We start from the raw sequence: 10026 nt of genomic DNA, 5'->3' as shown, positions 1-10026 counted from the left end.
GATCGCGGGCTGCGCCAGCGGCTACAGGATCGCAGCGCCTGTGTAGCCGCTGCCGAGCCTGCGAGGCTGCGATCGGGCGCGCGGCGGCCGCTGGTCCAAGCGACGCGGTGTGCCAGATCAATCTCGGATACAGGTTTGCGTCTGCTGCGCAGCCGATCGCAGGCTGCGCCAGCGGCTACAGGATCGCAGCGCCTGTGTAGCCGCTGCCGAGCCTGCGAGGCTGCGATCGGGCGCGCAGCGGCCGCTGGTGCGGGCAACGCGGTGGGTCAGGTCGACTGGTTCGCCGCCGCGCTCAGCCTGACCCGCTCGAACTCCAGGTAGAGGATGGTGCGCGCCTCGTCGCTGGCGTTGACCACGAAGTGGTCCAGGGAGCCGTCGAAGATGGTCGCCGTGCCGCTGCGATGCTGGTGGAATTCGCCGGCGACGTTGAGGTAGGCATAGTTGCGCTCGGAGGCGGCGCTGAGGGTCAGGTGCATCTGCAGCAGGCCCTCGTCGTGCACTTCCGGGTGGCGATGGGTACTGAGCCAGGCATGGGGCTCCAGGCGTGCCAGGGCGGCGACCTTGAGCCCGGGGATGGCGCCGAGCAGGGCCAGGGTCCGGGGCAGGGCGGCCAGGGCCGGCGCCAGGGGCCGGTCCTGGAACAGCAGCGGATACTGCACCCAGTCGCGGTTGCCGCCGGCTTCGCCCCAGCCCTTGAGCCAGCCATAACTGCCGCCCTGTCGCAGGTGCGCGCTGACTTCGGCGTGCACCGCCTGGTGCGGTTTGTCGGTGCGGTCGATGTCCAGCAGCGGTGCCTGCAGCGCCAGCAGTTCCTGTTGCATCAGCGGCCAGTGGCGCGCCAGTTCGGCCAGGGCCGGGAAGGTGTCGAGGGGATAAAACGCAGGACGCATACAGCCTCCTTGAAAGGTCGAAGGCCCCGCCCGTCAGGGCGAGGCCGGTTGCGCAAAGAGACACCGTGGCGCCAGGGCCACGGCGAGTGGGGCCTCAGCTCTTGAGTTCCAGGCCGTCCTGCTTCAGGGCGCCGACCGCCGCCTTCAGCGACGGGCTCGGCCGTGACAGCTCGCCGTCGAGGAAGTAGCTCTTGGGCGTGTCCTGGTCCTGGCCATAGCTGAAGTTGATCTTGCCCAGGGTCTTGTTGACGTTGAGCGAGGCACTGCTGCTGTAGCTGACCACGGGCGTCGGCGAGGTGAAGCTCTCGGGCTGGTTGACGCTCTGGAACACGGTGATGGCCTTGATCCGCATGTTGTCGCGGTCGGTCAACAGGGCCGCCAGTTCCTTCTGCGACAGGTTGCCCTGGCGGCTGCCTTCGTCGATGCGGTCCTGCACGTGGTCCTTGAGCTCCAGGCGCACCCGGGCCAGGGTGCCGGGGGTGTCCTGCATGTCCTTGACCAGGGCCTTGAGGGTCGGGTCCTTTTCGAGCAGCGCCGACACCCGCTCGGCGTTGCTCGGCGAGTGCAGGGGGCTGACCAGGCCCATGACCTTGGACACCGCCCCTTGCTCATTCAGGCGCGACAGGTTGGTGTAGGAGCTTTCGAAACGCCCGCCGTCGAGCATGCTGTGCTTGGCCTCGGCGGCCTGCTGCTGCACCCCGGCGCGTGTCAGGGCGCGCAGGGCGGCGTACTGCTCGTCGTTCTCCGCCGGTTTGCCGGCGAAGTGCTGCTCCAGGCCCTGCAGGTGCCGCTGCAGTTGTTCCTTGGCCCCCAGGCCTGCGTATTCCGGTTGCTCGGTGTCGGCCAGTCGGGTCAGCTCCCGTTGCGACGCCGGGTCCTTGAAGGCGTTGCCCAGGCTGGTGCCGAGCTTGCTCAGGTTGGCGCTGGTCAGCGCTTCGGCTTCCTTGAAGGTGAACTTGATGCGCTTGGTGGTCTTGTTGTCCACCGTGACCCCGGCGGTGCCACCCAGCGGCGCCACCAGCCCCTGGGACGGCGGCGTCGCGGCGCTCGATGGCGAGGTGTGGTTGCCGGCGATCTGGGCCCGGGCGAACGCCGAACCGCCGAAGTTGTTGAGCACCCGCGGGCGGTTCTGGCTGCTTTCCTGCAACTGGCCCTTGTTGCTGTGATGCTCCAGGGAGTAGTTGCTGTAGTTCAGCAGGTTGACATTGACCGTGCCGCCGACGCCAACGCGCGCCGCCGCCGACAGCGGCGAGCTGTCCTTGTCGGTCAGGCCCAGGCCGACGCGCAGCTCCGCGGTGCCGCTGGCATTGAGGTCGAAGTTGAAGCGCAGGCCTTTCTGGGTTTCGTGGTCGAGGCCTTTTTTCATCAGTTCCAGGGGGTTGAGGTCGCCGCTGAACAGGTGGTCGACGAACTGGTCGATGCCCTCGTCGGGCACGGTGAATACCACGCCGTCACGCCGGGTGGTGGTCGCAGTGCCGGTGGCATCCACCCCCAGGCGCAGGGCTGGGGTGAGCAGGCGATCGTTGCCGATATCGACCTTGGTGAACTTGTCGACTTCCTCGCTCTTGAAAAAGCCCGGCCAGTAGTCCTTGCCGCCGCCCACGCCGCCGCTGATGGTGCCCAAGCCTTCGCGTTGCAGGTAGACGTTCACGCCCTTGTCGCCTCGTTCGGCGTTGAGGTTGTAGTTGCGTCCGCCCCCCAGCGAGCCGCTGGGCCAGGGGCCCAGGCCCTGGTTGGCCAGGGACACGAATGGCGTGCTCAGGTTGGCGCCGTAGCTGCGTTGCAGGGCGATCTCGTCGTCGGGGTGTTCCAGTTGCTTGAGGGAGGCCTTGAGCTTGTCCGCCAGCTCGGCCTGGGTCGTGCTGCCGGTGGCTGCGCGCAGGTTGACGCTGATGGCGTGGTCTTCCTTCTTGAAGCCCTTGAGGAAGGTCTTGATGCCGTCGTAGGAGGCTTCCAGGTTGGCATGGTCGATAAAACCCATGTCGGTGACCTGCTTCACCGGATGCTCGCCGTAGTCCTTGTCGCGGATCTGCACCAGTTGTTTTTTCAACTGTTCCAGCTGGCGGCTGTTGTCGGCGCCGGGGTTGAGCATTTCGCTCTGGCCCAGCAGCGTACCCAGCTCCTTGAGGGTCACCACGTCGAGGGCCAGCCGCGCCTTGCCCAGGCCCAGGTCGTCGCTGACGTCGCGGCGTTGCCCCAGGGGGATGTCGGCCTTCTGGTGGGACAGCCGCATGCCGTTGTCGCTCAGGGTCTGGAGCAGGGCGCTGGTGCGGTTGTCCGCCGAGGGTGCGATGTGGGCCAGGGCCCCTTGCAGTTCCTTGATCAGGTCGTGGCCGGAGCTGGACAGGTTGAGTTTTTCCGCCAGGTTGTTGAGCTTCATGCTCAGTTGGCTGCGCTGGGACGGCGCCGACAGCTCGCCGTGGATATTCAGCAGGCCCTCTTTCTGCTGCAGCACTTTCGACTTGCCGTACTGTTGGCCCAGGTGGTGGGTGGCGCGCAGGCTGTTGTCCTCCAGCTCGTTGCGAAACGCTTCCAGCTCCTTGATCAGTTCGGCGCCCTGGGCCCCGAGGTCGAGCCGGCCGATGCGCGCTTTCAGGTCCTGGCCGGGGGCCGCGGGCGGCTGGTCCTGATGCAGCTCCAGGCGCTTGAACAGGTTGCCCTCCGACTGGTACAGCGGCCGCAAGCCCTCGCGGCCGTGATGGTGATGCTGGATATGATTGCCGATGTTCTTCAGCACCCGAGGGGTTTCCAGGGTCGGCTTGAAGATATTGGCGCGGACGAACTCGCTGGTGCTGGCCTGGTTGCTGTTTTCCATGGCGCCGCGGCCCAGCAGGTTGGCGTTGAAACGGGCGGTCAGGCCGGTGCCGGGAAGGCGCGCGGTCTTTTCCCCGCCGCGCAGACGGGCGAACAAGTCGCTCAGGGCGTTGTGGTCGGCCGGCCGCGGGGTGAGGGGTTGCCAGGTCTGGCCCTTGAGCTGCAGTTGTGCCTGATCCTGGCTGCCCCTGAGGGTCACGCTGAGGCTGTTGTCGTCGCCGGTGCGGATGCTTTCCAGGGGCCGGCCGGACGGCAGCGGCACGGCTTTCCAGCGGGCGTCGGGACGCGCCTCCGTGGCCTGCCAGTCGTCCTTGGCCAGGGTGAAGAGTTTGCCCTCGGTGGTCAGGGCATGCAGGTTGTGATGCTCGTCCAGGGCCAGGGACGCCACCGAGCCTTCCAGGTCGAGGCGGCTAAGGTTGCTCGGTTCGCCGTTGGGGTGGTGGGCGGTGAAGCGGTCGTCGCTGTCCAGGGCCACGAACTGCTTGTCGTTGAGCATGGCGAAGGCGGTGATCGCCCGGTCTTCGAGCCCGGGCAGCGGCTCGCCGAGGCTGGCCTGGGTGGTGCGCGGCGGCTGGTTAAGGGTGTGGCTGGAACCGACCGTCACCGAGTTGTAGCGCGGGCTGACCTCGAGTTTGTGCAAGGTGCCGTCCTGCAGCGCATAGGCCTTGCTGTCGATGCCCCGTTGCAGTTGCGTGATGTCCTTGATGCCGGTGTCCTTCCAGTCCTGGCTGGTGGAGTCCCAGCTCTGCACCCGCTGGTCGCTGAGGCCGATGCGGCCCAGGCGGTCGAGGTCGAAGGTCGCCGCCGGGGTCGGCGGCGTGCTGCCGGGCAGGCCGCGCTTGTTGTCCAGCACCAGGGCATCGCTGAGGTTCCAGCCGTTCTGCAGGTGCGGTTGTTGTTCGTCCAGGGGGTGGGAATGGGTCTGCCCGGACTTGTCGCTGAGCAGTACCTGCAAGGCGCCGTTGTCGCCGGGCAGGAAACCGCTGGCCTGGCGCGTGCCCCCCAGGCGCTCCCCCGCTGGCTGCAGGCGCTCGTCGGGCATCAGCTGCAGGGTCGGCGAATCGTCGTTCAACGCGTCGCGCCGCACGCTGTACAGCCGGCCCTCGGTGTCGCTGACGAACAGCCGCTCGCGGCTCAAGCCGATGCTCTTGGGTTCGGCCAGGCCGCCGTTGAGTTCCAGGGTCTTGGACGCGCCGGGTTGCGCCGGCTCCTGATTGAGGTCGATCAGGTGCAGGGTCTGGCACTGGTCGCCGCTGAGGGTTGCGGCGTGGTTGTCGGCGCTGACGGAAAACGCCTTGAGCCCGGGCACTTCGATATGGGCCACCTCCTGGCTGCTGAGGTCCACCAGGGCATCGCCGGTCTGGCCGTAGAGCTTGCCGTTGCCCTGGCTCGCCAGATGGCTGAACTGCAGATGCCCGGTGTCCTCGGGCAGGCGCCAGGCGGCGCTGGCGTGGTCGAACTCGTAGAGCTGCTGTTCATGCAGGCGCAGGGGCTGGCCGTCGCGGTCCTGATGGATCCCGGTGAGGTGGCCCAGGTGGGCGCGGCCGATGGTTTCCAGGGGTTGGCTTTTCTGCCCGCCCTGGTCGACCCGCACGCTGTTGCCTTGATGCTCCAGGCTCGGCGCCGCGCCGGTCGCGGTGTCCAGGGGCTGGCTGCTGCGCAGCACCACCAGGGACGAGGGTGTCTGTTTCAGGTGCAGCAGATGGCCTTGCCGGTCCAGCAGCAGGTGGTCCTGGCCACCCAGGGCGCTGTGCTGCGCCTGGTAGCTCTGACCGGCGCGGCCCAGGGCGTTGTGCAGCAGGTCGCCCACGGCCGCCGGCTTGAACCCCTGGAAATCGGCGGCGCCCTTGGCGTCCAGCTGGATGCTCGGCGCCGGGGTATCGGGGACGGCCTGGCGCTGGATGCGCTCGTTGCGGCCGTCGAAGCGCCCGGCATTACTGCGGCTCAGGCGCGGTTCGTTGTGGTTGGCGGCAGTCGCGGTCGCGGCAGACTCAGAGTGGATCTCTTCGATTTCGTCGGTGCCGCCGGGCACCCGATTGTCGGTGGGGGCGGTATTGGCGCTAAGGGCCTGCTGGCGCGGCGGGGTGCGCGGGTCCTGGGTCAGTTGGCCGACACTGCCCGCCACCCGCTGACCGAAGTTGCCCAACGAGTGGGAGCTGCCCTGGGTCGGCTGTTCCTGGCGCTGTTCCAGGCCCTGGGGATTGTGCCCGGTCTGCGCGACCGGGCCGGCCTGGCCGGTGGCGACCTGTTGAATCGATGACTGCATGCTGGTTCTCCATGTCATGGACTGACAGGGCGAGGTCGTTAGGCTCGCCTTGGGCGTTCAGGAGTGATTCCTTTGCCCTGAGTGGCAGCCGTCGGCGCTTGGTTCCAGCAGGAGTTCAGTAAGGCGTGCCGGGCATCTCGATCAGCTCCTCGCGGGCGTGCTCGTCCAGTTCGCGCAGCAGGCGATAGACCTGGGCCACCGCCTGCAGGGTCTCCCGGGGGATGAACTGGCCCACGTCGCTGCGGTACAGGGTGCGCGCCAGCCAGACGAAACGGATCACCGGCACGCCGCCGCGGCGGGCGCGCTCGATCAGCTCCCGGGCCTGGGCATCGTGGGCCTTGCACAGGATCCGTGGCAGCGGCGTCTGCTGCGGCCGGTAGAACAGCGCCACCGCGTAGTGGGTCGGGTTGACCAGCAGCAGGTCGGCTTCCTCCACCGGCGCCGGGGCCGGGGCGGCACTGGCCTGTTGCTGCACCAGTTCGCGGGCCAGGGACTTGCGGTGGGACTTCATGTGCGGGTCGCCCTCCATCTGCTTGTACTCCTTGCGCACGTCCTCGTGGCTCATGCGCTGGCCCTTGATGAAGAAGTACTTCTGCAGGGCGAAGTCGGCCACCGCCAGCACCAGCAGCACCCCCAGGCAGGTGCGCGAGAGCCGGCTGAAGAGGGCGATCATGGCCTGCCAATAGGTATCCAGGTCGGTGTCGGCCAGGCCGATCAGGTCGCCCAGGGCCGGCGGCAGTACCAGGTACAGCACCACGCCGATCAGCACGGCTTTGCACAGGCTGTTGAGCAGGTTGAACAGCTGGCGCGAGGAGAACATCTGCTTGAACTGGTTCAACGGGTTGAGCCGCTCGACATCCAGCTTCAGGGCCTCGGGGGCGAACAGCAGGCCGAACTGCACCCAGCCGCCGGCCAGGCGCATGGCCACGGCGATGCCCAGCACCGGCAGCATGAACAGCAGCAGGTCCCAGCCGGCCTTGGTCAGCACCTCGCCGACCGCCGCGCCGAAGGGCCGGCCCAGCTGCTGCAACGGCAGCAGCATCAGGGCCTCGAGCTTGCCGATGCCGCCGCCGGCCAGGCCCAGGATCAGCTCCAGCAGCGCGGCGAAGATCAGCAGCTTGGGCACGTCCTGGCTTTGCCCGACCTGACCTTTCTTGCGCGCGTCGGCGAGTTTTTTCTGCGTCGGTTGTTCGGTTTTTTCGCTCACGGACGGGTCTCTGTGGGAGCCGGTGGAGGGGGATGACGGGCTGTGGGCTCAGGTGCCGGGTGCGGCCCGCAGCAGCAACGGCAGCAGGTGTCGCAGGTCGGCGAACTGGCTCAACTGGCCGTTGCCCAGCCAGCACAGCATCGGCAGGTAGAGCAGCAGGAAGCCCAGGCCGAGCAGGCTTTTCGCCGGCATCGCCAGGGTCGAGACCTGCAGTTGCGGGCTGTACAGGCTGAGGATCGCCATGCCGAACTCGATCAGCAGCAACAGCCCGACCAGGGGCGCGGCGAACAGCACCATGAAGCGGAACGTGCTGGCCAGCAGCTTGAGGTACAGGCCCCAGCCGTCCACGGCGGGCATCGGCAGCCACTGGCTGGCGGGCCACAGGCTGTAGCTGTCCCAGATCACCTGGGTCAGGCTGGCGTAGCCGCCGCCGAGGATCAGCAGCAGGATCAGCACCTGCTTGAACATATGCCCCAGCTCCGAGGTGTTGTCCCCCAGCGCCGGGTTGATCTGCCCGCCGATCAGGGCGCCGCGCTGGTTATCGAACAGGCACCCGACCGACTCGAACAGCCAGAACGGCATGGCCAGCAGCAGCCCCAGGAGCAGGCCGATCAGGCTTTCCTTGAGCATCAGGCCACTGAGGTCGAGCCAGCCCAGGTCGCGGCTGGCGAGGCTGGCGCGGATCGCCGGCATGGGCACCAGGGCCAGGGCCAGGACGATCGAGTGGCGCAACACACCTTTGATCTCGCGAAAGGCGAAGGCCGGGATCAGGAACAGGCAGGGGTAGAGGCGGGCCATGCCGATGGTCAGGGCGATGATGGCTTCGGACAGTTCGCTGAAGGCCGAGGGGAACATCTCAGGCCCTCGTCTGCGCGATCATGCTGAACGCCAACTGAGTCAGCTGGATCAGCTCCACGCCGATCCAGCGCCCGGTCAGGGCCAGGGCCAGGCCCACCGCCACCAGCTTGATGGCGAAGGGCAGGGTCTGGTCCTGCAACTGCATCACCGCCTGCAGCAGCGAGGTCAGCACACCGACGATCACGGCCACGATCAGCGGCGGCGCCGACAGCACCACCACCAGCAGCATCGCCTGCTTGAACAGGGTCAAGGTATCCATGGCGCCCTCACAGGTAGCTGTAGAACAGGCCGTCGAGCAGCCGGGTCCAGCCGTCCACCAGCACGAACAGGAGGATCTTCAGCGGCAGCGAGATGGTCATCGGCGCGACCATCTGCATGCCCAGGGCCAGCAGGATGTTGGAGACGATCAGGTCGATGACGATAAAGGGCACGTAGATCAGAAAGCCGATCTGGAACCCCGCCTGCAGCTCCGAGAGCACGAAGGCCGGGACGATCAGCAGCAGGTCGTCGCGGCTGGCCTTGGCCGCCATCGCCGCCGGCCACATGCGCTGGGTGTTGTCCAACAGGTGGGTCTGGATGTCCGGGTCGACGTTGCGGGTCATGAACCGGCGCAGGGGTTCCAGCACCTGGGTGGCGCCGCTTTCCAGGGCGGCGAAGTCATTCATGCGCTGGGGCAGCTGCTTGACGCGCTGGCCCATGTCGCTGAACACCGGGGCCATGATGAACAGGGTCGCGGCCAGGGCGATGCCGTACAGCGCCATGTTCGGCGGCGCCTGCTGCACGCCGATGGCGTTGCGGGTGATCAGCAGCACCATGGCGATCTTCAGGAAGGCGGTGCAGATCATCATCAGCAGCGGCACCAGCGACAGTGCGCCGAGAAACAGCGCCAGGGTCAGCGGATCGACGTCCTGCAGGTTCACGGGCGCGGCTCCAGGCGGGTGATCTGCAGCCCCAGGCGGCCGTCGATATCCACCAGCTCGCCCTGGGCCAGGGGCCGTTCGCCCTGGCACAGGGTGGCCTGGCCCGGGGCGCAGCCGCTGAAGCTGAGCACCGAGCCGACGCTCAGGTTGCGCAGCTGGCCCAGGCTCAGGGTCAGGCTGCCGGCGCGCAGGGTCAGGGCCAGGGGCAGGTCGTCGAAACGTCCGGGGGCTGCCGGCGCGGCGGGGTCGTGGTCGACCTGGCCGTCGTCGGGGTAGGGCGCCTGCGGCGGATTCAGGGGTTGGCTGTCGGCCAGGGCGAAATGATCGAGGGAGGCATTCATGGGCAGGTCTTCCAGTTCGTCGAGGGTGAAGCGCAGGGCCGTCCCGGGCAGTGGCCGCAGGTGCAGGCGGCAGGCGCCGAGTTGCAGGTAGCCGTGGCCCTCGGGGGAGAACAGCGGCTGTTCGGCCAGCAGCACATCGCCCGGGCGCAGGGCGGCCAGTTGCGCCACGCTCAGTGGGCAATGGCCCAGCAGCAGGGGCAGGCGCAGTGGCCAGTCCGTTGTGGTTGAGGGGCTGGCCGGGGCCTGCCAGTCCGGGTGCTGCAACAGGTTGAGCAGGGTGGCGGCGGGGATCCGTGCGCGGCTGACAGCTCTTTGACCGGCTGCCCCGGCCGCGTCGCGTAGCTCCAGCAAACAGTCCAGCCCCGGGGCCGAGGCGGCCGTCACCACCCGCAGGGGGCTGAGCAGGCTCTGCAGTTCCGCGGCCAGGTAGTGGTTGTACAGCGGCCAGTACCAGTCGCAGTCGTCGGGCACCGTCGAGCTTTCACCGAGGATCGCCGGGCAGGCGGAAAGTCGGCTGAGCAGGGCCTGGGCATCGTCCAGCCAGAGCAGACCGCAGGCGCATTCGATAGCGCTGCGCGGTGCCTGGGTAAACGCGGCGGGGGCCAGGCGCAGGTGCAGGGTGGTGGCCTGGGGCGCTGCTAGCCTGAGGCTCAGGCCGGCCCCCAGGCGTTCGCGGACCTGGGCTTCGGCAGCGCCCATGGGGCGCAATTGCAGTGGCTGGGCGGCCATG

7 protein-coding genes are annotated in these 10026 nt (G+C 67.9%); all 7 read right to left on the bottom strand.

Going from position 1 to position 10026, the window contains the following annotated elements; translation table 11 throughout:
- Positions 1 to 266 precede the first annotated feature (266 nt).
- The gene (locus ACQKQA_RS03485; protein ID WP_427553572.1) at positions 267 to 890 is read right to left on the bottom strand and encodes an aspartyl/asparaginyl beta-hydroxylase domain-containing protein; all 624 of its coding nucleotides are present in this window, start codon (positions 888 to 890) and stop codon (positions 267 to 269) included.
- Positions 891 to 984: 94 nt separating this feature from the next.
- Positions 985 to 5970: an AvrE-family type 3 secretion system effector gene (locus ACQKQA_RS03480; RefSeq protein ID WP_427553570.1), complete on the bottom strand. Its 4986-nt coding sequence runs from the start codon at positions 5968 to 5970 to the stop codon at positions 985 to 987.
- Positions 5971 to 6085: 115 nt separating this feature from the next.
- Positions 6086 to 7177, bottom strand: coding sequence for a type III secretion system export apparatus subunit SctU (gene sctU / locus ACQKQA_RS03475; protein WP_427553567.1), 1092 nt, complete (start codon positions 7175 to 7177; stop codon positions 6086 to 6088).
- 48 nt (positions 7178 to 7225) lie between these two features.
- Complete coding sequence (sctT, locus tag ACQKQA_RS03470; RefSeq protein ID WP_427553564.1) at positions 7226 to 8032, bottom strand: type III secretion system export apparatus subunit SctT; 807 nt, start codon at positions 8030 to 8032, stop codon at positions 7226 to 7228.
- Between the two features lies 1 nt (position 8033).
- The gene (gene sctS / locus ACQKQA_RS03465) at positions 8034 to 8294 is read right to left on the bottom strand and encodes a type III secretion system export apparatus subunit SctS (protein WP_427553562.1); all 261 of its coding nucleotides are present in this window, start codon (positions 8292 to 8294) and stop codon (positions 8034 to 8036) included.
- 7 nt (positions 8295 to 8301) lie between these two features.
- Positions 8302 to 8955: a type III secretion system export apparatus subunit SctR gene (sctR, locus tag ACQKQA_RS03460; RefSeq protein WP_427553560.1), complete on the bottom strand. Its 654-nt coding sequence runs from the start codon at positions 8953 to 8955 to the stop codon at positions 8302 to 8304.
- Entirely contained in the window at positions 8952 to 10025 is a 1074-nt protein-coding gene (gene sctQ / locus ACQKQA_RS03455; RefSeq protein WP_427553558.1) for a type III secretion system cytoplasmic ring protein SctQ, read from the bottom strand. Before sctQ ends, sctR begins: the two co-directional genes overlap by 4 nt.
- Position 10026: the final 1 nt, after the last annotated feature.

The sequence above is a fragment of the Pseudomonas sp. NPDC089530 genome, assembly GCF_050280705.1.
In the GTDB taxonomy this organism is placed as follows: Bacteria; Pseudomonadota; Gammaproteobacteria; order Pseudomonadales; family Pseudomonadaceae; genus Aquipseudomonas.
Note: the sequence above shows the minus strand (reverse complement) of the source record. Positions and strands in the feature narration are given on the sequence as shown.

What these genes read in the sequence shown, in the direction of transcription:
- ACQKQA_RS03485 (WP_427553572.1), bottom strand. Translation starts at nt 890, where the DNA reads ATGCGTCCTGCGTTTTATCCCCTCGACACCTTCCCGGCCCTGGCCGAA.
- ACQKQA_RS03480 (WP_427553570.1), bottom strand. Translation starts at nt 5,970, where the DNA reads ATGCAGTCATCGATTCAACAGGTCGCCACCGGCCAGGCCGGCCCGGTC.
- sctT (WP_427553564.1), bottom strand. Translation starts at nt 8,032, where the DNA reads ATGTTCCCCTCGGCCTTCAGCGAACTGTCCGAAGCCATCATCGCCCTG.
- sctS (WP_427553562.1), bottom strand. Translation starts at nt 8,294, where the DNA reads ATGGATACCTTGACCCTGTTCAAGCAGGCGATGCTGCTGGTGGTGGTG.
- sctQ (WP_427553558.1), bottom strand. Translation starts at nt 10,025, where the DNA reads ATGGCCGCCCAGCCACTGCAATTGCGCCCCATGGGCGCTGCCGAAGCC.